This is a genomic window from Sphaerimonospora cavernae, from assembly GCF_042435035.1.
In the GTDB taxonomy this organism is placed as follows: Bacteria; Actinomycetota; Actinomycetes; order Streptosporangiales; family Streptosporangiaceae; genus Sphaerimonospora; species Sphaerimonospora cavernae.
Genome location: NZ_JBHMQT010000055.1, coordinates 96556 through 119517, shown reverse-complemented (window position 1 = coordinate 119517; position 22962 = coordinate 96556). Strand labels below are relative to the sequence as shown.

At 68.7% G+C, this 22962-nt stretch carries 18 protein-coding genes; 8 read left to right on the top strand and 10 right to left on the bottom strand.

Annotated features, from left to right (window positions below; translation table 11 throughout):
- Positions 1-37: 37 nt before the first annotated feature.
- The 6 genes from ACFHYQ_RS24560 to ACFHYQ_RS24535 form a co-directional block, all read right to left on the bottom strand.
- Positions 38-1771 carry an AMP-binding protein gene (locus tag ACFHYQ_RS24560; protein ID WP_394303489.1) on the bottom strand — a complete coding sequence of 578 codons (1734 nt, stop codon included), beginning with the start codon at positions 1769-1771 and terminating at the stop codon, positions 38-40.
- Entirely contained in the window at positions 1768-3738 is a 1971-nt protein-coding gene (locus ACFHYQ_RS24555; RefSeq protein WP_394303488.1) for an FAD/NAD(P)-binding protein, read from the bottom strand. Before ACFHYQ_RS24555 ends, ACFHYQ_RS24560 begins: the two co-directional genes overlap by 4 nt.
- A gap of 116 nt (positions 3739-3854) precedes the next feature.
- On the bottom strand, positions 3855-5168 hold the full coding sequence (locus ACFHYQ_RS24550; RefSeq protein ID WP_394303487.1) for a methylaspartate mutase: 1314 nt from the start codon (positions 5166-5168) through the stop codon (positions 3855-3857).
- On the bottom strand, positions 5165-5593 hold the full coding sequence (locus ACFHYQ_RS24545; protein ID WP_394303486.1) for a cobalamin B12-binding domain-containing protein: 429 nt from the start codon (positions 5591-5593) through the stop codon (positions 5165-5167). The genes ACFHYQ_RS24550 and ACFHYQ_RS24545 overlap by 4 nt, the downstream gene beginning before the upstream one ends.
- A 196-nt stretch (positions 5594-5789) precedes the next feature.
- The gene (locus ACFHYQ_RS24540; protein ID WP_394303485.1) at positions 5790-6206 is read right to left on the bottom strand and encodes a cupin domain-containing protein; all 417 of its coding nucleotides are present in this window, start codon (positions 6204-6206) and stop codon (positions 5790-5792) included.
- Positions 6207-6721: 515 nt separating this feature from the next.
- Positions 6722-7636, bottom strand: coding sequence for a LysR family transcriptional regulator (locus tag ACFHYQ_RS24535; protein WP_394303484.1), 915 nt, complete (start codon positions 7634-7636; stop codon positions 6722-6724).
- 292 nt (positions 7637-7928) lie between these two features.
- Here ACFHYQ_RS24535 and ACFHYQ_RS24530 point away from each other — a divergent pair, with 292 nt between their 5' ends.
- Both ACFHYQ_RS24530 and ACFHYQ_RS24525 read left to right on the top strand, forming a co-directional pair.
- Complete coding sequence (locus ACFHYQ_RS24530; protein WP_394303483.1) at positions 7929-8585, top strand: CGNR zinc finger domain-containing protein; 657 nt, start codon at positions 7929-7931, stop codon at positions 8583-8585.
- Positions 8586-8893: 308 nt separating this feature from the next.
- A complete protein-coding gene (locus ACFHYQ_RS24525) occupies positions 8894-10282 on the top strand; it encodes a vanadium-dependent haloperoxidase (RefSeq protein ID WP_394303482.1) in 1389 nt (462 codons plus the stop codon).
- Positions 10283-10330: 48 nt separating this feature from the next.
- Here ACFHYQ_RS24525 and ACFHYQ_RS24520 read toward each other — a convergent pair whose 3' ends face one another.
- Positions 10331-10969, bottom strand: a complete 639-nt coding sequence (locus ACFHYQ_RS24520) for a CGNR zinc finger domain-containing protein (protein ID WP_394303481.1) — start codon at positions 10967-10969, stop codon at positions 10331-10333.
- A 189-nt stretch (positions 10970-11158) separates the two neighbouring features.
- Between ACFHYQ_RS24520 and ACFHYQ_RS24515 the strand changes: the two genes are divergently transcribed.
- Both ACFHYQ_RS24515 and ACFHYQ_RS24510 read left to right on the top strand, forming a co-directional pair.
- On the top strand, positions 11159-11695 hold the full coding sequence (locus ACFHYQ_RS24515) for an HPP family protein (protein ID WP_394303480.1): 537 nt from the start codon (positions 11159-11161) through the stop codon (positions 11693-11695).
- A 9-nt stretch (positions 11696-11704) separates the two neighbouring features.
- A complete protein-coding gene (locus ACFHYQ_RS24510; RefSeq protein ID WP_394303479.1) occupies positions 11705-12319 on the top strand; it encodes a pyridoxamine 5'-phosphate oxidase family protein in 615 nt (204 codons plus the stop codon).
- A gap of 53 nt (positions 12320-12372) precedes the next feature.
- Here ACFHYQ_RS24510 and ACFHYQ_RS24505 read toward each other — a convergent pair whose 3' ends face one another.
- Together ACFHYQ_RS24505 and ACFHYQ_RS24500 are read right to left on the bottom strand one after the other, a co-directional pair.
- A complete protein-coding gene (locus tag ACFHYQ_RS24505) occupies positions 12373-14049 on the bottom strand; it encodes a DNA repair helicase XPB (RefSeq protein WP_394303478.1) in 1677 nt (558 codons plus the stop codon).
- A gap of 59 nt (positions 14050-14108) precedes the next feature.
- Positions 14109-16703 carry a helicase-associated domain-containing protein gene (locus tag ACFHYQ_RS24500; RefSeq protein ID WP_394303477.1) on the bottom strand — a complete coding sequence of 865 codons (2595 nt, stop codon included), beginning with the start codon at positions 16701-16703 and terminating at the stop codon, positions 14109-14111.
- Positions 16704-16833: 130 nt separating this feature from the next.
- Between ACFHYQ_RS24500 and ACFHYQ_RS24495 the strand changes: the two genes are divergently transcribed.
- From ACFHYQ_RS24495 to ACFHYQ_RS24485, 3 genes are all read left to right on the top strand, one after another.
- A complete protein-coding gene (locus tag ACFHYQ_RS24495) occupies positions 16834-17232 on the top strand; it encodes a cold-shock protein (RefSeq protein WP_394303530.1) in 399 nt (132 codons plus the stop codon).
- Between the two features lie 72 nt (positions 17233-17304).
- Complete coding sequence (locus ACFHYQ_RS24490; protein WP_394303476.1) at positions 17305-18063, top strand: DUF3027 domain-containing protein; 759 nt, start codon at positions 17305-17307, stop codon at positions 18061-18063.
- A 2-nt stretch (positions 18064-18065) separates the two neighbouring features.
- Positions 18066-21098 carry a sacsin N-terminal ATP-binding-like domain-containing protein gene (locus ACFHYQ_RS24485; protein WP_394303475.1) on the top strand — a complete coding sequence of 1011 codons (3033 nt, stop codon included), beginning with the start codon at positions 18066-18068 and terminating at the stop codon, positions 21096-21098.
- Here the strand turns inward: ACFHYQ_RS24485 and ACFHYQ_RS24480 are convergent.
- Positions 21090-21317, bottom strand: a complete 228-nt coding sequence (locus ACFHYQ_RS24480) for a DUF2530 domain-containing protein (protein WP_394303474.1) — start codon at positions 21315-21317, stop codon at positions 21090-21092. The two genes, ACFHYQ_RS24485 and ACFHYQ_RS24480, sit on opposite strands and share 9 nt — an antisense overlap.
- Before the next feature lie 133 nt (positions 21318-21450).
- Here ACFHYQ_RS24480 and ACFHYQ_RS24475 point away from each other — a divergent pair, with 133 nt between their 5' ends.
- Positions 21451-22923: an NCS2 family permease gene (locus ACFHYQ_RS24475; RefSeq protein WP_394303473.1), complete on the top strand. Its 1473-nt coding sequence runs from the start codon at positions 21451-21453 to the stop codon at positions 22921-22923.
- Positions 22924-22962 lie beyond the last annotated feature (39 nt).

Sequence of the window (22962 nt, the reverse complement as noted above, 5' to 3'; positions counted from 1 at the left end):
CCAGAGACCGGACAGCGGGATAAATTTCATATGATCCCTAACAGACGTCCTCGAGTCGATACTCGACCCCGGTCGCCTGGTCTTCCGTCCGACCCTTCAGTTCGGTGCGGCGGATCTTCCCCGAAGCCGTGCGCGGCAGCGTCGCCACGAACTCCAGCAGCCACACCCACTTCTCGGCGGGTAGGACGCTCCGGGCATGCTCAAGCAGTTCACGGGCGTCGGCCGACTCGGTGCGGTGGCCCGGGGCGGCGACGACGTACGCCTTCGGCACCCATAGGCCTACCGGGTCCGGCACCGCTACGACGGCTGCATCGGCCACCATCGGGTGTTCCAGCAGAGCCTGCTCCAGCTCACGGGGCGAAATCCGGTGGTCGAACGACTTGAACATGTCGTCGGTGCGGGAGAGGTAGGTGATGCCGCCCTCCTCGGTGCGCACCGCGAGATCACCCGAGTGGTAGTAGCCACCAGCGAACGCTTTGTCGGTGCGCCGCTCGTCGTCGGCGTATCCGCGCATGAGCCCCACCGGCCGGTGGCGCAGATCCAGGCAGATCTCTCCGGGCTCACCATCGGGCACGGGCTCGCCGGTTTCCGGGTCGATCAGCACAACGGGACAGCCGGGCAGTGGAACGCCCATGCTGCCCGGCACGACCACGCGGCCCGGGGGGTTGCCGATCTGTCCGGTGGTCTCGGTCTGCCCGTACCCGTCGCGCAGATCGAGACCCCAAGCCTCCTTCACCTGGCGGATCAGCCCGGGCTCCAGGGGCTCACCGGCGGCCATCGTCTCGCGTAGCAGTGCGGGTCGCTCGCCGAGACCGACCACGGCCATGGCCCGCCAGACGGTCGGAGGAGCACAGAACGTGGTCACACCGCGGGTGCGCAGCACGTCGAGAACGTCTTCCGCGGTACTGCGAGAGCCTTCCAGCGCCACGACGGTCGCCTCGGCGTTCCAGGGAACGAAGAACGAACTCCACGCGTGCTTCGCCCAACCGGGTGAGGACACGTTGAGATGGATATCGCCGGGCCTGACGCCGTTCCAGTACATGCCGGACAGATGCCCGACCGGGTAGCTGGTGTGCGTGTGCTCAACCATCTTCGGCTTCGAGGTGGTACCCGAGGTGAAGTAGCGAAAGACGACGTCATCGGCTCCGGTGGGGCCGTCGGGGACGAACGTGCCGGAGGCGCGCTCCGTCTCCTCGTACGGTAGCCAGCCGGCACTCGAGGCATCACCGGCACCCACGCGAACGCCCACCCAGCTACCCTCCAGGCCGTGGAATCGCCCGGTCAGCTCCGCCTCCGTGACCACATAACCGATAGCCCCCCGGGTGAGCCGGTCCTGCAACTCCGCCGGTGTTGCGGTGGTGTACGTGGGCACGACCACCGCCCCGAGTTTGACGGCGGCCAGCAGCATCTCCCAGACCTCCTGCCGGTTGCCCAGCATCACCAGGACCGGGTCGTCGCGGCGCACTCCAACGGAGCGGAGCCAGTTGGCCACCTGGGAGGACCGGGTGGCCAACTCGCGGAAGGTGAGCAGCCGGTCCGTCTCGGGCCCCCCCGGACCGACGATGCGCAGAGCCGTGCGCGGCCGACCCTGCTCGGCCGGCTCGGCGAGGGTGTCAAACCAGTCGAGGGCCCAGTTGAAGTGCTCGAAGTTGGGCCACCGGAACTCGCGGACGGCTGCGGCCCAGTCGGTGCGGTGCCGCAGTAGCACGTCGCGGGCCGCGCGGAACACTTCCGTGGGTGAAGCGGCCGCGGCCGCTTCCTGCCCGCTCATTCTGGACTCCCGGCACCGGCGGCCGCGCTGACCAGACGACGAGCGGGCCACTGTTCGTCCTCCAGGTCCGTGTCCTGCGGCTCCACTGACCGCAGGACCTCCTCTGCGATGAGGTCGGCATCCAGGTAGAAGAGGGTGGCGACTCCCGGCCTGCTGCTGCCTACCTGGGTGAACCAACGGGTGTGCTCGGTGGGGATGCCAAGAGCGTACAGACCGGGCTGCGGTTCACCACTCGCCGTACGGACGTGGAACGGGGCCGGCGTGACGTCGAGACCGCCGGTGACGAACGACTCACCGTCAGGGGACGGGATGGTGAATACACGCGCCATGCCGTCGGCGATGAGCTGCTGGGTGAGCTCGGAGGTGTCACGTCGCAGGTCGGGACTGGGTATACGGGCGTCGATGATCGTCCGCACGATGCGCTCCGATCCCTCGACCTGGGGAGACATCACCCGGAAGCCCCCGGCGCTCTCGTCGGTCTCGAACCGGGTGTCGGGACCGGCGATCTCCACGACTCCCTGGCGGATGAGGGCACGCAACTGCTCGACCCGTTCCATCGGCGGTCCCGCGGACAGCAACGAGTTCAGGGGCAGGTAGTAGCCGTGGAAATCCCTGACATGCGACTCGGGCAGCAGCCCCCCGAAGTCGACGGCTTCACGCACGATCGTACGGATGTCGCGCAGCACGTCCAGGGCGGCCTTGAGCGGGCCGTCGACGTTGCCGAGAGAGGCGGCCGCCAGGTCACGGTGCATCAACTCGAACAGCTCCTGGGTGAACTGCTCAGTGCTGCGGTAGTGACGGCCCGCGAAGGGGCGGGCAAGTGCCTCCAGATCGATCGGAGGGAGATCGCCGAGACCGGCCTCGGCCCTCAGTTCCCGCGGATCCTCGCCCCGGCGCAGTGTCGCCTCGTGTCGCTCAGCGAAGGCCTGCGCCTGAGCTGTCCCCTGCGTCACGCGGACGTGCGTGGTGAAGTAGACGTGTTCCACCTCGAGCAGCAGAAGCGGCAGGATATCTTCGGCGAAGACCAGCTGGGCGCTGCCGCCCGCCGCTCGGGCCCGGCGCGCGGCCTCCAGCGCCTGCCTGGTGAGGAACAGCGGCCGATGGCTCTGCGTGGGTTCCTTCTGGTTCCGGCCGCGGGCGGGGATGGGCAGCCCGCTGCGCGATCCGGCCACGATGTGCGGTTCCCGGCCGCTGGGCTTGTACACCAGCTCATCCCCGGGTGACCAGAGGAATCGTCCCCCCCGTCCCACGGTGAGGGACAGCATGACATCGTAGAAGGACAACCCCAAACCCCGCACGCCCACGGAGGTACCCGCCGGGATCGCCTCCTCGCTCAAGTCCATGTCGGCCGCGGAGTCCGCGCAAATGTACCGGGTGCTGGGGAAGTGATCGGTGAAGCCGAGCATACGCCGTTCGAAGGCGTCAGGTTCGTTCACGGGGTGCCCGGTGGTGAGAACGACGCGGTCGACTTCCAGGGGCTGTGAGTGCCCGGCGAAACTGAGCCGGTATCCACCGCGGGGCACCGGACGAACCGCGACGACGCGCCCGGTCACCTGGTGTAGCTCAACGTGGCTCGGAAGGCTGCGGGAGATGACCTGGCAGACGTCGTAGAGATACTCGCCGTACCGCACCCGGGGTGCGTAGTCGTTCGGTCCCAGGTAGTCCTCATCCAGGTCCTTGGCGCGTTGCGCGATCCACTGCCCCAGGGACGGCCCCGCACCGGGCCGGGCGGGCCCTTCATCCTGTTCCCCCGAGTACATGGTCACCTGGCTGATAACCGTGTTCATGGTGAACCAGGTCGGCTGGTCGGTGCGCCACACTCGTCCCGCACCGACCTGGTGTGAGTCGATGAGGTGGATGCGCACCGGCCGTGGGACGACACCGGCGGCCGCGGCCTCTTCCACCTCCACACGTGTACGTACAGCCAACCGTTCCAGTACCGCGATACCGCGAGGACCACTCCCCACGATGGCGATGGCAAGCGGACGAGAGCTTAAGGAATGTGCTGACACGGAACATCCTTGGGATGAGATGAGTGGGAAGCACGGAAGCGGGTACAGCGCGGTGAACGCCGCCCCGGGTCTCAGCGCGCCGGCAAGGCGGGAGCGGGTCCATTTCGCGAGCCCTGCCGCAGCGCCGCTTGGTCGTAAGTCTCCTGTACGTGCGAGAGCATGTTGAGCAGGTCATCTGCCTGTTGCAGACCGCCTGTGGGCGAAGCTGCAGCCCGGATCGGCATGGCCCCGGCGGAGTGCCACTGAAGGCGCCCCCGTGCGTCGATGTAGCTGCGTGAGCGCTGCGCGTTGTCGGCATGCAGGCAGTAGGGGACGTCGAGCAGGCCGCGCCCGAACGCCCTGATGAGCGCCTGACCGATGTCGGTGTGCAGCTCTCGCACAGCCTCGATCAGTGCACGCGCCTCGGCCAGCACCCCATACTCGCCGTTCTCGACAAGAAGATCTCCGCTCCGCGGCCCGGCCGCCTCACGTCCAGCAACTTCGAGTGCTTCGACGTTGTCCTCGATGGTCGGGATGCGGTACGCCTCCGCTGTGGTCTTGACGATGAGCCGCTCGGTGCCGGTGAGCGCCGCGAGGCGGGCGCTGTCCCGCAGCAGTGCCAGGGCGCCTTCGGGAGACCTCGGAAAGACACCCATGTAGGTATAGAGGACGATATGCCAGTCGGTATCCGGCAGATACTCGGCGGCGAGCTTTCTCAGCGCCAGCAGCGCCTCGGTGTCCTGGCCGGGGTGCGTCTGCTGGGCATAGCTGAGGGAGATGCTGCGGATCCCGTGCTGGCGGAAGAACAACCCCTCCAGGAGCGACAGGGCCAGTAGCAGCCCCGGTGGGCAGAGCTGGCCCAGCATGCATCCGCCAAAGCTCTCCAGGTGCGCACCCGGGTGTGCGGCCAGCAGTTCGCAGCTGCGAGCCCAGGCGTCGACTGAGTCACGCAGGGGAGTGCGGCTGTAGGGCAGGCAATACGACACGGGGCCGCCCTCCGTGGCATCGAGCCCAGCGTCCAGCAGAGACCTGATGATGCTCACGGGGTTGGCGGAGCCGTGACGCACCTGGATCGCGAAGCCGTCCGTGACCAGCCCGTCGACCAGGGCGCGGGTCACATCTGGCCCGTGGGCCACGATGGGATAGCCGTTGAGGTCTGCGCCTGAGTCAAGAGCCTGACGGGCGGACTCGTCGTCACCGACTCGGGTGTAGGAGTCGATCGTGAGGGTGCCCACCGTATGGGCTCGGGCGGCTTTCACCGCGTTCAGCCCTTCTCTCATCTGCCGCACGGTGGGAAAGCCCATGCGGGGCTGAACCACCAGGTGGCCGGCCGCGCCGGCGGAGGCCACGGCCGCGGCGAACGTGCCGTCAAGAGGGCGGTCGCGATGTGGCGTCACTGACGTCATGGCGCGCTCGCGGGCTCCAGGTCCCGTATCGAGGCACGGGAGAGGTAGCGGCGGAATTCGGCGATCCCCGAAGTGTCCTCGAAGACCGCGTCGAATCCGGCCTCCATGAGATCGGGCCCATGGGAGGTGGCCTCCACTCCTCGGACACCCAGCTTGCCGCCGATGACGACACGCAGGCCACGCAGGTCGGGCTCGCCACGCAGACGCCTGATCATGCGAGCGCCGTCCATGGCTCCGTGGCCATTGACGCTGCTGATGACCACCAGGTCGGGACGTTGTCGCAGACACTCGGCAACGAGCAGATTGTCGGGCACGCAGGAACCGAGATTGGTCACCTTATGTCCCATCTCTTCCAATAGGAGTTGGAGGAAGACGAGGTTCCAGGTGTGGGAGTCCGAGGAGACGCTGGAGACCAGTACGCGCACGCCGGAGGGGGAGGCAATAGTCGTGGGCCGTATCGCGATATCGGCACGTGGAGATGGCTGGAGTGACAAGGCAGCTCTTTCGATGGTGGTGACTTCAGGGCCGGCGATGCGGGTGAGTGGCCGCCGCCGACAGGCAAGGGGGGCGGAGCGCGCGGTCGGAGGAACACCGTCTGCTAGCTACTCCACCCCCTCCGAGTCAGGGAGCGGCGGTGATTCCGACCGGCCGGACAGCCTTCTGGGGCGTACGGGCCTCAGCGGGTCGTGTCCGGATGGCCAGCACCGTGCAGCCCGTCCGACTGGACATCTGGTGCTCGGTCCCGGGCCCTTCGACCACCAGGTCGCCCTTGACGTAGGAGATGCCGTCACTGTGGTCCAGAACGCCGTCGAGAACGAGCATCAGTTCATAGCCGAGATGTTCGTGGAAATCTCCATGAGCGCCGGGTGGGAAACGCAGCAGCAGCCCGACGGAGTCCTCGTCCCGTGACGCGTCAGGGGCCCACAGAACATGGTGCTCCACCCCGATCCGACCGGGTTCCTTCCACGGAACCCATTCGAGCTGGTCGAGCTCGAAGCCGCTGCGAAAAACATTGGGGATAACCGATACTTCGGCCATTTGTCACCTTTCCATAGTGCGCAGTTGACAGCTCCACCAGAAAGACTAGGAAGTCCGCACTCTCCCGGATGCCGTGAATCGGTGATGGCCGCCATCGGAAAAATCGATGAACGGGTGGTCTATATACCGTGAAAGCCGCCCGCGAAAGCAGCGGACGGCTTGAGGTTGGAACTCCAGACTGATGCGCCCAGAGGTTGTGGAGGTGATTGTCCAGTGATCACGACCTGACCGGAGACTCGTCGTCTGCCGGTGTGCGTCCGGTCCGGGCGATCGCCAGGAAGGCCGGCAGGCCGGCGGCTCGGACTGGAAGCGGGCAAGGCCGAAGCCCAGCGTCGAAAGCCCCGTCGGGGAAAGCAACTGAGCGGTCCGCACTGGTTGCCGATCCGCCGCAACTGGCGCACCAGCGAGCCGGCCTCCTACCGGTGCCGGCCCGTACCTGCCGGCTTGGCCCCACTGGCTCTCGGCGAGATACGCTGCATCAGCTGAGCGGGACCTTCATCGATGGGAGAAGGGTGTCAGACGGTCGCGGTCTCTCCCGTCAGCCTGGCGGCGAGTTCACACACAACACGCACCCGCGGGGCGGTCAACTCGGTTCCGGCCCACAGAGCCCACACCGCCAGTCGCATCCGCGGGAACCAGTCAAGCACCGCGAGCCCGCTGTCTGATCCCTCCCCATGCATCGATCCAGCGGGAAGCAAAGCGATGCCGTAGCCGCTGCGCACGAGTTCGCGAGCGCTGCCGACCGAGCCGCATTCGATGACGGTGGGCTCCATGCCGTATCGCTCACGCAACTCCAGCGCCAGGTCCTGGTGTGAAGGGCAGGCCGGGTCGATCGCGAGCACCCGGACATTCCGAAGCGCCCTTTCCTTGTCTTCCGCCTGGGCCAGAGCCGTTGAGCCCACGGGGACGACCTCGATGGGTTGCAGCGATTCGACGACCACGCCGCTTGACTCCGGCGGCCGGGCCCAACTCTCGGAGTGGATTAGCGCCAGATCCACCTCGCCGTTCCGGACTGCGTCGATCAGGTCTCCGATCACCATCTGCCGCGGGGAGACATCGAGCTTCGGATGCCTGTACCGGCATTCACGTATCAGTGCCCCGACACGCTGCTCCATAAGTAAGGATGACGCACCCACGACGACACGCCCCTTTTTCTCTCCGGAGGGATCGAGGGCTCCGCTCATCTCGTCAAGAACGCCGAAAATTCGGCTGACATACTCGTGGAATATCTCTCCCGCCGCAGTAAGCCGCACCCCGTGCGGAAGACGCCGTACCAGTTGGGTGCCGACCTGAGTTTCGATTGTTCGTATATGGGAGGTGACACTCGATTGTGCATATCCAAGGCTCCGCGCAGCCTTAGTGAAACTCCCCAGACGTGCGACTTCACGGTAAGTACGGAGTTGGTAGAGCGCAAGATCGTACGTGGTCACGCGGCCTCCATGCAACGACGAATTCCCGCTATGAGAAAACAGGATCTCCGCCCGAGGGCGACCGGTCGCTCACACACAGTTGCCGAGCTAACCGACCCCCAGCCGTACGTTTTCTCCCCGTCACGAGCGAACCGGCACGCCCGTGGTCCGTCGACCGATTACAGAAGCCGATCACTCAGAGACCAACGGTAACCGATCACGTCTAACGGGGGATAGAATACGGCGCATTAGGAACCTTTTGTCAACAGGTGGATGTCAGGGCCCTGCGCGCTAACCCTACGGAAGGATCTTCATGGCCTCACACACCGAACCCACCACGTCCGCCGAGGGGGTGCCGCCTGTACGGGGGGAACCGCTCGCGCTGGAATTCGCCAACACGCTGTATGCGGAGCATGGTGTGCTTCGGGAGGGCATCGGCTCCCCAGGGGAACTGAGGCGCTGGCTTGAAGCCTGCCGCGACCGATTCGCCGTCGCACTTGACGGCGACTGCCTCGAACACATCAAAGGCGCCGACGTCCGGTTCTTCACGTTGCTGCGTGACGCCGTCCGCGGTCTCCTTCAGGCCTACGTCGACGGCTCCATTCCGAGCCCCTGGGATGTGGCCCAACTGAACCGTGCCAGCAGCATGAACTGCCTGTGGATGCTGCTGGAGTGGGCGCCTGGAGATCGGCCGACCGCGCTCGTGGCGGGGGTCGCCTCCCCGCTGCTCGGCGTGCAGGCGGAGCTCGCCCAAAGCGCTATCAAACTGCTGACCGGGGATACGGGATCGGCGGTTCGGCGCTGTTCCGCACCGGGCTGCGTGCTCTTCTTCGACCACACCCGCTCGCGCCGTGAGTGGTGTTCAACCGCGTGCGGCAACCGCGCCCGCGCGGCGCGTCACTACGCCCGGCACAACCGCAAGTGCCCGCGGACCGACGAGCACAGTGGCGACCCTGACGGAACAGCGTGAACGGTAGCCCCGACAACAGGTCCTCTTTCTAACGGCCGCGTATAGCCACTGCGTTATAACTTGTGTCGCGATGGCCTCAGCCATCTTCAGCCATCGCCAGAATCGATATCTCCCATCTGAGTACCTCTCAGTCGTGGTGTGTGATCGAGAACTAGTGTTCCCGTCGAGGCAAGACTTCGCTCAAGCGACACGCCTTGCCCCCCACCCGCCCGCATCGAGGCACGCGTCCGCATGCCTGTGGTTCGCCATGCCTCGCATCGGGTCCGCGGGTCTGGGCCATTCACTGGGTAAGCAAGTCGAGGAATCGCATGCACCGTTCACGTCTTACGCGCAGGTCCCTGTTCAAGTTGGGGGTCGCCGGTTCAGCTCTGGCCGGCGTTGTCTCGCTGACCGTGACCCCCGCGCTCCCTGCCGCGGCGGACATCAGCACCCAATCCTTCTCTCTCGGCAAGTACGACCACGTCCTGTACTGGAACCGTGTCATCCTGGATGTTTTCCGACACACCGGTGGCACGCCGGGCCCGCTGACTCGGGGCGGCGCCATGATGAACCTCGCCGTTTACGACGCGGTGAACTCCGTCTTCCCGATCGGCAAGCCCTATCTGACCAAGGACCCGGCTGCCTTCGGTGCTGTCGGAGCACTGAACACCGCGATCGACTACGCTGCGTACACGGCGCTGAAGAGCGCTTTCCCGAGCTATCCCACCCCCGACCTCGACACCAAGCTCAACACCGCCCTGGCGATGCCGGACTTCGGCTCGACGTCGGACAAGAACAAGGGGCGCCTGCTCGGGATAAAGACCGCCAACGCGATCATCGCGGACCGGACGGGCGACGGATCTGAAGACACGACTCCCTATGTCCCCACCATCGAGCCGGGTCACTGGCGCCCGGACCCGGCCCGCCCAGCCGGCGGGGCGAACTGGGGGAAGGTCAAGCCTTTCGCCCTCACCTCCGGCTCCCAGTTCCGGCCGGGTCCCATCGGAGGGTTCACCAACGCTGAGCAGATGCTGAAGAGTCCCGAGTACGCCGCGCAGGTCAACGAACTCAAGGCCATCGGCGGCAGGACCTCGACCGCCCGGACCGCCGACCAGACCCAGGCCGCCCACTTCTGGGCCAATGACATCGAGGGCACGTACAAGCCTGTGGGCCAGCAGTACGACCACACCATCGCGGTTTACACCAAGTACCGTCCGTTCGGCACCTCGTTCAACAGCGCCAAGCTGTTCGCTCTGACCTCCATCGCCCTCGCCGACGCGGGCATCGCAGTCTGGGACTCCAAGTACAGCACCGACTGGGACGTCTGGCGGCCCGAGCACGCCATCAACCTTGCCGATCAGGTGCCCAACCCTGCGATCACCCCCGACCCCAGTTGGAAGCCGCTGGAGCAGGACCTGGCCGGGAACAGCTTCAGCCCCAGCTTCCCGACCTATACCTCCGGGCACTCTGGCATCGCGGCCGCGTGGGCGGGCATCCTGCGCAACTACTTCGGAACCGACTCGCTGTCCTTCACCGGCGCCACCGATGACCCCTTCGCCCAAGGCGTGACCCGGTCGTTCTCCAGCCTGAGCAGCGCGGCGAAGGAGAAGGCAGACAGCCGCAAGTGGCTCGGTGTGCACTTCGAGTGGGACAACGCCGCCGCCTTGGAGTTGGGCTACAAGGTCTCCGACTACGTGTACGCCAACGTGCTGAACTGAGCCCAGCATCAATCACTCGGGCGCCGCGGCACGAGCCGCGGCGCCCGCTCACTCTGGCGGGTCGCCGACGAACCTCCGGCTGTACCGGGCGACCCGCACGCGGTTGCCACAACCCACAGTGCACCATTCGCGTCGTGGATGACTCTTGATGAAAAAGAGGACGCACCCCGGCGCCGAGCAAGCTCGCAGGCCGACTGCCGAGGCTCCGGCGAGCAGCCGCACACCCTCCTGCGCGACGACACCCAGCGCGACAAGACGGGGGTCGGCCTCACCCCACCTGCGCAGCGCCACGAATGGATCCGCCGGGTCCAGTTCATCCCAGTGTGCCGACAACTGGGCGGTTCGGTTGACCAGCCCCACCGCCGCAGCGCTTGGCGCCGTGCCATCCGTCCGTGCGGTTGCGAGGGCGCGCAGCGCCCGGCGCAGGACACGGAACCGACTCAGGTGATCGCCGCTGGCGGGAGCCACGTCTCGCAGGGCGGCACCCAGCGAAGCATCGAAGTTGTCCTGATGTAGCGCAAACCACTTGTCCAGATCCTCGGGGACGCACAGCGCGTCGACCACCGAGCCCCGCATCCCACCTTTGACGTACGTGGTGTTCACCAACTCTAGAGGAAGGGGCTCACCGATCAGCGGAAGATCGTCGATCGTCCCGCAGGCTCGGTGCTGCTCCGCCGACTCGCTCATCACTCCATCCTGGCGTTTCGATCCCGCTCCCGCCACAGTCTCCTCCGGCGGCGGGCACCGGAGGAGACCGCCGCCACAGGAATATCTTGCTCCGGCAGCCGACACCCTGCTATATCTAGCTAATGCTTAGATCTTCATTTATGCATTAGGTCGCCTCAGCTCTTGTCGAGACTCCCGTAAGGAATCCACATGGTCGACACGCAGCTTTCCTCCATCACGAAGACCAGCCGCGTCCGTGTACAACTGCACGGGAAGGCGCCCGCCAGGAACCCGGCCGCGGCGATCGGCGTCGCCACGGCGGCCGGCGTGGTCGGTCTGACACTCCTGGTCGTGATCGGCGAGATCCTGAACCAGCCCGTGCTGATCCCTCCCCTCGCCGCGAGCGCGGCTCTCGTCTTCGCGGCTCCCACACTCCCCTTGGCCCAGCCTCGTAGCGTCATCGGCGGGCAGCTGATCTCCGGTGCGGTAGGCCTGATCTGTCTGGCCGCCATCGGCAACTCCCTGTGGTCGGCTGGTGTGGCCGGAGGTCTTGCCATCGGGGCCATGGCCCTGGCGCGAGCTCCGCATTCCCCCGCTGCGGCCACCGCGGTCATCGCGGTTCTCACTGAACCCCCTGCCATGAGTTTCCTCGCCCTGCTGGCGCTGGCCACGCTCGTCCTCGTCGCGGTCGGCATCGCTGCCGGCCGCATGGGCAAGACTGCCCGCTATCCCGCCTACTGGTGGTAGGAGCCGCTCATGACCAGCCGCTATGCGCAGTTGCTGTTCACCGAGGAGGTACAGCGCCACCAGCGGATGCACGGCAGTCGCACCGCATACGCACGTATGGCGGCCAGCGCCGAGGATGCGGACCGCCTCGGGCCGGAGGAGATGATGTTCGTCTCCAGCGTGGACACCTTCTTCATCGCCAGTGCCGGTTCCACCGGTTGGCCCTACGTCCAGCACCGCGGAGGTCCGGTCGGCTTCCTCCAGGCTCTGGACGACTCCACTCTGGGCTTCGCGGACTTCCGCGGAAACCGGCAGTACATCACCACGGGTAACCTGGACGCGGACAATCGAGTGTCACTGCTGCTCATCGACTACCCCTCCCAGACCAGACTTAAGATTGCCGGGTGGGCTCGTCCCGTCGCCTCCGAGCCGCATCCGGACATCGCCGAGCGCCTGCGCCCTCGTGAGTACCGGGCCATCGTCGAACGCCTCATCCTCATCAAGGTCGAGGCCTACGACTGGAACTGCCCGCAACACATTGTTCCTCGCTACAGCATGGAAGAACTGCGGCCCGCTGTGGAGTCGCTCCAGCAGCGAGTAGCACACCTGGAAAGGGAGAACGCGGAGTTGAGACGACAGCGATGACGTCGCGGTCGGCGCGCTTCCACCACCGTTCGGGGCACGCGGCCGAAGATGAACTACTCGTGTTCAGTCCTTGGGAACGGGTTCTCCTCACCGACGTCGTCGGCGTCGATGATGTGGTACGCGTAGCCCTGCTCGGCGAGGAAGCGCTGCCGGTGGGCGGCGAAGTCCTGGTCGACGGTGTCACGGCTGACGATCGAGTAGAAGCGCGCGCCGCCGCCGTCGGCCTTCGGCCGCAGCACGCGGCCGAGCCGCTGCGCCTCCTCCTGACGTGAGCCGAAGGTGCCGGAGACCTGGATGGCCACGGCCGCCTCCGGCAGGTCGATGGAGAAGTTGGCCACCTTCGACACCACAAGGACCTGGATCTCCTTGTCGCGGAACGCCTGGAACAGGCGCTCCCGCTCCCGGACCCGAGTCTCTCCCTTGATCACGGGCGCGTCGAGGTGCTCGCCCAACTCGTCGAGCTGGTCGATGTACTGCCCGATGACCAGGACCTGTTCGCCCGCGTGCCGCCGTACCAGCGCCTCGGCCACCCGGTTCTTCGACGGGGTGGTCGCGCAGAAGCGGTAGCGCTCGTCGGCCTCGGTCATGGCGTAAGCCAGCCGTTCCTCGTCGCTGAGCGTCACCCGCACCTCGACGCACTCGGCCGGCGCGATCCAGCCCTGGTTCTCCATCTCCTTCCACGGCGCGTCGTACCGTTTCGGCCCGATGAGCGAGAAGACGTCGCCCTCGCGGCCGTCCTCGCGTACCAGGGTGGCGGTCAGGCCGACCCGGCGACGCGCCTGGAGATCGGCCGTCATCCGGAAGATCGGCGCGGGCAGGAGGTGCACCTCGTCATAGACGATCAGCCCCCAGTCGCGGGCGTCGAACAACTCCAGGTGCCGGTACGCACCCTGCCGTCTCGTCGTCATCACCTGATAGGTGGCGATGGTGACCGGGCGGATCTCCTTCTTCGTCCCGGTGTACTCGCCGATCTCGTCCTCGGTCAGCGAGGTGCGCTTGATCAGCTCCTGCTTCCACTGGTGGGCTGAGACCGTGTTGGTGACCAGGATGAGCGTGGTGGCCTGCGCGTGCGCCATCGCCGCGGCCCCGACGATCGTCTTGCCCGCGCCGCAGGGCAGCACGACCACGCCCGATCCGCCGTTCCAGAACGCGTCCGCGGCCTCCTTCTGGTATGGCCGCAGCGTCCAGCCCTCCTCGCGCAGCGCGATCGGGTGATGCTCGCCGTCCACGTACCCGGCGAGGTCCTCGGCCGGCCAGCCGAGCTTGAGTAGCAGTTGCTTGATGTTGCCGCGCTCGGAGGGATGCACGGCGACCGCGTCGGGGCTGAACCGCTCACCCAACAGCGGCTGCACCTTCTTGGAGCGCAGCACCTCCTCCAGGACGGCGCGGTCGGTGGCGGTGAGGGCCAACCCCTGGGTCGGATGCTTCTCCAACCGCAGCCGGCCGTACCTGGCCATCGTCTCGGCGACGTCGACCAGCATCGCGTGCGGCACCGGATAGCGGCTGTAGGTGATCAGCGCGTCGACGACCTGCTCGGCGTCGTGCCCCGCGGCCCTGGCGTTCCACAGCGCAAGCGGGGTCACCCGGTAGGTGTGGACATGCTCGGGGGCGCGCTCCAACTCGGCGAACGGCGCGATCGCCTTGCGGCACGCGTCGGCCAGCTCGTGATCGACTTCGAGCAGCAGCGTCTTGTCCGACTGGACGATCAGCGGCCCGTTCATCCCGGTCATGTCGATGCCCACTCCCCCCTCGTACGGCTGACGCCTATCCAACACGAGACCGGGCCGAATCAGTCCCGGCTCGGGGAATCTCGGCCGGGGCCGGAGATGCCGGTGATCCGATGGAGGGCGAAGCGGTGGATGGTGGCTCGGGCCTCGTCATAGGCGGTGAGGTAGCCGCCCTCCACCCTGGCCGGTTCGAGGATGCGGCTGATGGCATGCCCCTGTGAGTCGAGGTAGCCGATCCTGACCCGCGAACCCTGCCTGATCGCCTCCCGGAGCGCCTCGATCGTGGCGCTCGACGGAGACCGCGGCACCTCGCCCTCGGGGGCCCGCTCGGGGTGCCGATGCGCCAGGCGCGCCTCATCACCGGCCCGTACGGCCCGGACGGCGGCGGCCACCATGTCGGCCTCCGGCCGTACCGGGGCCGGGGCCCGGGTGATCGGCGGGCCCTCGGTCCGCCTGGCATCGGCCCTCGTCACCAGGACGTCGCCGTCGCTCGACTCGGCCATCGGCGCGTAGCCCATCGCGCGCAGCGAGTCGACCAGCGCGGCCCGCGACGTCCTGGACGCCAGCACGGTCGGTGCGAGCCGCCGCAGCCGCAGCAGTGCGGCCCGCCGGTCGGCGAGCACCTCATCGAGGATCGCCGGATCATCACAGCGGACGTAGGCGGAGGCGGTGCCGACCCGGATGCGTCCGTGCCGCCGAGCCACGTCGGTCACCAGGTAGCGCAGCGGCTGGGGGACCGGCGTGGCCGAGTGCCGTTCGAGCATGGCGATCAGTTCGTCCGCCGACTGCCCGGCGTCGAGTGCCCGCCTGATCGACGCCTCGCGAAACCGGTAGACGGTCGCGCCTCCCTTCGACTCCACGTCGGCCATGAGCGCGAGCCCGCGCTGGAGGTCGGTGGTGAGCGGTCCCGGCGCCACGGCCGTGAGATCGGCCTGCAGCAGCACGTGGTCCACCGGCTGGGGCAGCAGCGGCGCGAGCGATTCGGCCGCCGCACGACGACGGTCGGCACCCGGCCCGGCACCCAGCGCGGCTTCCAGAGCCGCACCGTGCGCCGACAGCGCGCCGAGCCCGGTCATCCCGAGTTGCTCGGCCTCGCGCAGCGTGAACTCGACGACCCGGTCGAGGTCGGCCACCCGCTGGCGCGGCCGTTCCCACGCCAGCCCGGCCAGCACGGACTCGACGGTGGGCGCGACGCCGGCCGCCGACGCGAGCACGCCGAGCACCCGCGCACGCACCCGCGCGGCGCCCGCCCGGCGCAGGTCCGGATGCAGGGCGTTCAGCGGCCGGTCGCGCTCGTCGCGCTCGCCGATCAGGCCGGGCACGCGGTCCATGCCCGCCCAGGCGGCCGCCAGCTCGACCCACCGGTTCTCGGTGACCCTGACCCGCCACGAGTCGTAGACGTCGGTCGGCAGCCACTCCCCGTCTCCGGCCGCGACCAGCCCCGCCGCGTGCGCGACCTCCACCACCAGGCCGGCGACCCACTCGGGCACGTCGAGGACCTGTGTGACGCGCTTCAGATCCCGTACGGCCAGGCCGCCGGCCCGCAGGACCCCGGGCGGGTCGGTGCTCCACCACTCGCACAGTTCCTCGACGGTACGGGTGAACGTGAACGCCTGCCCGGCGGCCGTACGGTCGGCGCGGCCCCGGTCGCGTACGGCACCGGCCGGCTCGGGCGGGCAGGGGGACAGATCATGGTGGATGCGGCCGCCCCGCAGGACCAGGGCGACCTCGCGGGGAAGTGTTACGGTCTCCTCCCCGGTCGCGCCGAGCAGGCCCCGGGCGAGGAGCTGATCGATGGGCGACCGGGCGGTGGCGACGGTCACCTCGCGCCGGGCGTTGGGCAGCTGCCCGTTCGCCGGACCCCAGATGAGACCCTTGAGCGCGGCGCGGGCCTGGGGCGGCACCTCTTCGACGAGGTGGGCGACCGTCGCGGGATCGGACAGCCGGGCGGTCAGCCGTTCCAGCGAAGTGCCGCCGGTCCGCTGCGGTCTGTTGTGGTCGACGCCCGTTCCGGCCGGTGTTCCGGGTGGCATTCCCGGTGGCGTTTCGGGTGGTATTGCGGGGGACATTCCGGCGAGCATGGCCTCGATCTGCTCGGGCGGGTGATGGCGGAAGACCTCCGCGGCGGGTGGCCCGAGCCCGGCCGGAGGGTCGAGAGCCTCCGGAACTCCCGGCGCCGGCAGCGGAACGACCGAGTCCGCGTCGGAGTCTCGGGGCTCGGTGTTGTCTCGGGGCTCGGCGTTGTCTCGGAGTTCGGCGTTGCGAATCGGGACGTCGTAGATCAGGGCGCTTTCCCGAAGCCGTTCGAGTGCCGCTTCGAGTGCGGCTTCGAGTGCCGCTTCCAGCGTCGTTCCGTTGAGTGCGGGATCCCCACCCTCACCGGCCGTGCCGTACGAGGCCCGGGCCAGCAGCGCGCGCAGGGAGCCGTGGTCGGCGGGGCACGGCCGCGCGACCACGAGGGTTTCGAGCACGGACAGTGCGAACCGGTCGAGCCGGTCGAGCGCCCGGCTGAGGGCGGAGGGGCTGCTCGCGCGGGCGGCGAGGCTCTCGATGTTGGCGGGAACGGGCGTGACGAGTTCCGGCCGTGCCGTCACGAGCGCCCTGAGCTGCTCGTCGGAGCGGCCGCGCAGCCACTCGGTGAACCCCTCGCCCTTCATCCTTTTAATCGTATGGCCGGTCTTCTGGGCGAGGCTTCTGATTCCCGTCCGGTAGATGGGTCCACGAGGGCCCCTTGTGGGCATAACCTACATCCATCACCTTCACGACAGTCTGAACGAGGTCAGCTCTGTGCCGAGTGGCAAGGTCAAGTGGTACGACGCCGACAAGGGTTTCGGTTTTCTCACGCGCGATGACGGCGGCGAGGTCTTCGTGCATTCCTCCGCGCTGCCCAAGGGCGTGGAAGCGTTGAAGCCCGGGCAGAAGGTCGAGTTCGGTGTGGCCGAGAGCCGCCGAGGTCAGCAGGCGCTTTCGGTCAGGCTGGTCGAACAGCCGCCTACCTTGGCCAGGCCCCCGAGAAGCAAGGCCAAGCGGAAGAAGCCGGACGAGTTGGTCGTCATCGTCGAGGATCTGATCAAGTTGCTCGACGACATCTCCAACTCCTATCAGCGGGGCAAGCATCCGGACGCGGTCCACGCCAAGAAGGTCGCCACCGTGCTGCGGGCCGTCGCCGACGACCTGGACGCCTGAGCCCGAGCCCGAGCCTCCGGCCTTTCTGGGAGTCGAGGGGAAGTTTGGTCTCGGCGTGGGTGAAAATGGAGTGTGAGTCGAACCCGAATCCGTAGCACTCCAGTCGATGCGGCCTGTGCGGCGGCGGTAGATCTCGCCCGTGAGGCCGCCGAGGTGATCGCGCGCCCCGGCGAGGTGGGGGAGCACCTGGGCTTCGACAACGAGGGCGACCGGGTCGTGACCCATTACTTCGAATGCCTGGACCGGGCCTACCAGGGGTGGCGTTGGGCGATCACCGTGGCCCGCGCCTCGCGTGCCCGTAACGTGACCGTGAGTGAGACCGTGCTGCTGCCCGGGGCCGGCGCGCTGCTGGCCCCGCGCTGGGTGCCGTGGAACGAACGGCTGCGCCCGGGTGACCTAGGCGTGGGCGATCTGCTGCCTGTCGAGGCGGACGACGATCGGCTGGTCCCGGGGTACACGGCGACCGACGACGAGACCGACCGCCAGGCGGTGTTCGAGCCCGGTATCGGCCGGGCCCGCGTGCTGTCGCCCGTCGGCCGCGACCTCGCCGCACACCGCTGGCGCGCGGGGGAGCCGGGACCGGACGCGCCGATCGCGCACGCCGCTCCCGCGCAGTGCTCCACCTGCGGGTTCTACTGGCCGCTCGCCGGCGCCCTCGGCCACGCCTTCGGCGTGTGCACCAACGAGTACGCCCCGGACGACGGCCGGGTCGTCGCCGTCGACCACGGCTGCGGCGCCCACTCCGAGGCGACCACGGTCCCCTCGATGGTCACGGAACCCGCGCCCCCGATCCTCGACGACATGGGCTACGACCTGATGGACCAGTCCTGATCATGTTCGATTGCGCGCGCCTGCGTGAGACGGTCCTCGCGGCATGGACGGCCTCCCCGGCCCGGTTCCGTGAGGACGCCAACGCCGAGGAGGACTTCGCGCTCGGCGGTTACCGCGACCGGCTGGTCGTGGAGCTGGCCCAGAACGCCGCCGACGCGGCGTTGCGCGCCGGTGTGCCCGGCCGTCTGCGGCTGGAGCTACGCGACGGCGTGCTGCTGGCCGCCAACGTCGGCGCGCCGCTCGACGCGGCGGGCGTCGAGGGCCTGAGCACGCTGCGGGTCTCCGGGAAGCGGGACGAGGCCGGGACCGCCGGCCGGTTCGGCGTCGGTTTCGCCGCGGTGGTGTCGGTCACCGACGCCCCCGCCATCGCCTCCCGTGAGTCGGGTGGCGTGCGCTGGTCCCGGGACGAGACGGCCGCGCTCGTCGCCGCCCGCCCCGAACTGGCCGCGGAGCTGGCCGGCCGCGAGGGGCACGTGCCGCTGCTGCGCCTGCCGTTCTCCGATGAATCGATCGAGGGTCTGGCCGGCGGAGTCCCCGACGGCTTCGACACGGTCGTACGGCTCCCGCTGCGCGACGAGGCGGCCGAGCAGGCCGTACGGCAGATGCTGGAGGAGGCCGGCCCGGCGCTGCCGCTGGCGATGCCGGCGTTGAAGGTCATCGAGATCGAGGTCGAGGGCCGGAGCCGTACGATCTCGGCCGAAGGCCGGCACGTGGTCGCCGAGTCCGGCGTCTTCATGCCCGAGCAGGTGGCCGAGCTGTTCGCCGACCGTCCCACCGAGGAGCGGGCCCGGCCGTACTGGGAGGTCCGCTGGGCCGTACGGCAGCAGCCCGGCGAGGCGCGCGGCGGTGACGTTCGTGACGTCCCGCGCGTCGTGCACGCGCCGACGCCGAGCGACGAGCCGCTCGACCTGCCCGCGCTGCTCATCGCCACGTTCCCGATGACGACCGACCGACGGCACGTCGCCCCGGGACCGCTCACGGACTTCCTGGTCCAGCGGGCGGCCGAGGCGTACATCCGGCTGCTGGGCGAGCTGCCGAGGACACCTGAGCTGCTCGACCTCGTGCCCGGAATGATGGGCAAGGGGGCGCTCGACGCGGCGATCCGCCGCGAGATCATCCGGCTGCTGCCGGACACGCCGCTGCTGCCCGCCATCGGTGCGGCCGATCCCGTGCCGGGAAACCAGGCGCGTGCGGTCCTCGGCTCGGCCGAGTTCCTGGAGAAGATCAGCGGTGTCGTCCCCGGGCTGCTGCCCGCCGGGTGGGCGTCCCGCCATCCGGCGCTGACCACGCTCGGCGTCCGGCGGGTGGAGCTCGCCGACGTGGTGGACATGCTGACCGGCGATGCCGTTGAGGATCGGGATCCGGCGTGGTGGCGGTCGCTGTACGAGTCGCTGCCGGCCGACGACCTGGAGGCGATCGCCGCGGTCGCGGTGCCGCTCGCCGACGGCCGCCTGGTGCGAGGCGCGCGCGGCACGCTCATCTTGTCCGGCGCTGTCGACTCAACTGTGATCGGCACTGTGATCGGCACTGCGATCGACACGGCGATCGACCCTGCCGCGCTCGCGCCGCTCGGGCTGCGGATCGTGCACCCCGACGCCGCTCATCCGCTGCTGCTGCGCCTGGGCGCGGCCGAGGCGACGCCGAGGACCGTGCTCGACGACCCGCTCACCCACGCCGCGGTGGCCGAGTCGCTGCACAGCGCCGATCCCGAGCCGGTGGCGCAGGCCGTGCTGGCCCTGGTCGAGGCCGCCGGGCTGACCGCGGGGGAGGCGCCATGGCTGGCCGACCTCGCGCTGCGCGGCGCGGACGGCGAACTCTACGCGGCGGGCGACCTGCTGCTGGCCGAGGGGTCGCTGGCGGGCCTGATCGATCCCGACGTGCCGTTCGGCGTGGCCGCGCCGGAACTGGTGACGAGGTTCGGGCCGAACGTGCTGGCGGCCGCGGGCGTGCTCGACGGGTTCGCCGTCGTCAACGACGCCGACGTGCTGCTCGACCCGGCCGACTGCGATCACGATCTCGATCTCGAGGACGAGTGGCTGGAGGCGGTCCTCGATCTCGTGCACGACCAGCTTCCCGATCTCGACGTGCCGCCGGTCGCGCCGGAGTTCACCGCTGTCCGCGACCTGGAGTACGTCGCGGACTGGCCGGCCGCGCTGGCGCTGCTGTCGAGGCCGCCGCTGCGTGCCGCCCTGCGCCCGCTGCGGGTGGTCGCCGCCGGGCAGACCGTGGAGGTCCCGTCGTACACGGCGTGGTGGCTGTCTCGCCATCCCGTGCTCGGCGGCAGGCGTCCCACCTCGCTGCGGCTCCCCTCGGGCGACCCGCTGCTGTTCGGCCTGTACGGCGACGCCCCCGCGGGGATCGACGAGGCCGCGCTGGAGTTGATCGGCGTCAGGTCGACGCTCGACGCCTTGCTGTCGTCGCACGGTGGGCCGGACGAGCTGCTCGACCTGCTGGCCGATCCGGCCGTCGAGGTCGACCGGGCGCAGTTGCGCGCCCTGTGGATCGCACTCGCCGCCGTCGACCCGGCCGGGGTCGGCCCGCCGGATGCGGTCCGAGCCGTACAGAAGGGCTCGATCGTCGTGGCGGAGGTCGGGGAAGGGCCGGGCCCGGTCGTCGTGGAGGCCCCCGACCTGCTGCCGCTGGTAGCCGACCGGCCGCTGGTGCTCGCGCCGTTCGACCTGGCCGAGGCGCTGTCCGAGGTGCTCGACCTGCCGCTGGTCGGCGAGATCGTCACCGGTTCTGTCACCTCATCCGGAGGCGAGCGACCAGTCCCGGAGGAGGTGCGCTCGCTGCTTCCGTCGGCCCCGCCGACCTACGTCGAGCACGAGAACCTGCTGGTCGACGGGGTTCCGGTGCCGTGGCGGTTCTTCGAGGGCAAGGTCCACGCTTCGGGGGTCGAGGGCCTGGCCCGCGGGCTCGCGTGGGCGTCCGGACAGTGGGGCGACCGACTGGCCGTGGCCGCGCTCCTGCGCGATCCCGGCCGGGTGCCGCTGCTGCTCGCCGAGGCCGACCTTGATCCGGTCACTTCACTCTGACTGGTCGCGTCGGCGGGAGTCACGGCGGCGGACGTAGAGGAGGCCGAACACGCCCAGCCCGATGCCGACGACGCAGGTCCAGATCGGGCGGCCGTCCGCCGGCCGGACGACCAGCAGAACCACCACGAGGGCGACGGCCCACAGCCCCGTGCCCACAAGAATCGTGGGAGTGTCGCGGGTCTGCAGCGGCTGGGGGTCAGGCCGACGTGGCTGGGTCACGTGAAGCAGTTTACGCGGCGGTTCACAGGTCATGCCCTGCTGCGACAAATCGGTCACGGTGCCACTACGCTGCTTTCCTGCCCCTTTTCGCAGGTGGTATCCGCCTGACCCGCTGCGGCTAGTGAGTGAGACCGTGACCAAACCCCTCAATCCCCTTGATCGTTTCTTCTTCATATCGGCGCGTGGTTCGACCATCGGCCAGGAGGTCCGCGGCGGCTTCGCCACGTTCTTCACGATGGCCTACATCGTCGTGCTCAACCCGATCATCATCGGTACGGCCGCGGACAAGACCGGCCAGTTCCTCGGGGGCGGCGAAGCCCCCAACCTGCCCCTGGTGGCGGCCGCCACGGCGTTCGTGGCGGGCATTCTGACGATCGCGATGGGCGTGTTCGGCCGGGTGCCGTTCGCGCTGGCGGCCGGGCTCGGCCTGAACGCGTTCGTGGCGTTCGGCATCGCGACCCAGATGTCGTGGGAAAGCGCGATGGGCCTGGTCGTGCTGGAGGGCATCGTCATCGCGATCCTCGTGGTGACGGGCTTCCGCACGGCCGTCTTCCACGCGATCCCGGCCCAGCTCAAGACCGCGATCAGCGTCGGCATCGGCCTGTTCATCGCGCTGATCGGGTTCGTCGACGCCGGGTTCGTACGGCGCATTCCGGATGCGAGCAACACTACGGTCCCGGTCAAGCTGGGGGTGGCCGGCACCGGGTCGCTGACCGGATGGCCGACCTTCGTCTTCGTGATCGGCCTGCTCATCATGGCGTTCATGGTCGCCCGCAAGGTCAAGGGCGCGATCCTGCTCGGCATCGTCGGCACGACCGTGCTCGCGATCGTCGTGGAGGCCATCGCCAAGCTGGGCCCGCAGGTCGCCGAGGGCAAGCCCGCGAACCCCGACGCGTGGTCGCTGATCGTCCCGACGTGGCCGTCGAAGGTGTTCGAGTTGCCGGACCTGTCGCTGCTCGGGCGGTTCGACCTGCTCGGAGGTTTCGCCCAGATCGGCGGACTCGCCGCCGTGATGTTCGTCTTCACGCTCATGCTCGCCGACTTCTTCGACACGATGGGCACGATCGTCGGCGTCGGACGCCAGGCCGGCCTGGTCGGCCCGGACGGCACCGTCGAGCGCACCCGCGAGATCCTGCTGGTGGACTCGCTCGCCGCCGCGGCGGGCGGCGCGGCGAGCGTGTCGTCGAACACCACGTACGTCGAGTCGGCCGCCGGCGTCGGCGAGGGCGCCAGGACCGGACTGGCCAGCGTGGTCACCGGCCTGCTGTTCCTGCTGGCGATGTTCTTCGCGCCGCTGACCGAGATCGTGCCGTTCGAGGCGGCGACTCCGGCGCTCGTGATCGTGGGCTTCCTCATGATGACCCAGATCAAGGAGATCGACTTCAGCGACTTCGAGATCGCGATCCCGGCGTTCCTCACGATCGTGCTGATGCCGTTCACCTACTCGATCACCGCGGGCATCGGCGCCGGCTTCGTCAGCTTCATCGCGATCAAGGCCTTCCGAGGCAAGATCCGGGAGATCCACCCGCTGATGTGGATCGTGGGCGTGCTGTTCGTCGTCTACTTCACGCTGGAGCCGATCAAGAGCCTGCTCGGCGTCGGCTGACGGGAGCCCGAGGGCGTACGGCGCGGCCGCCATGGTGAG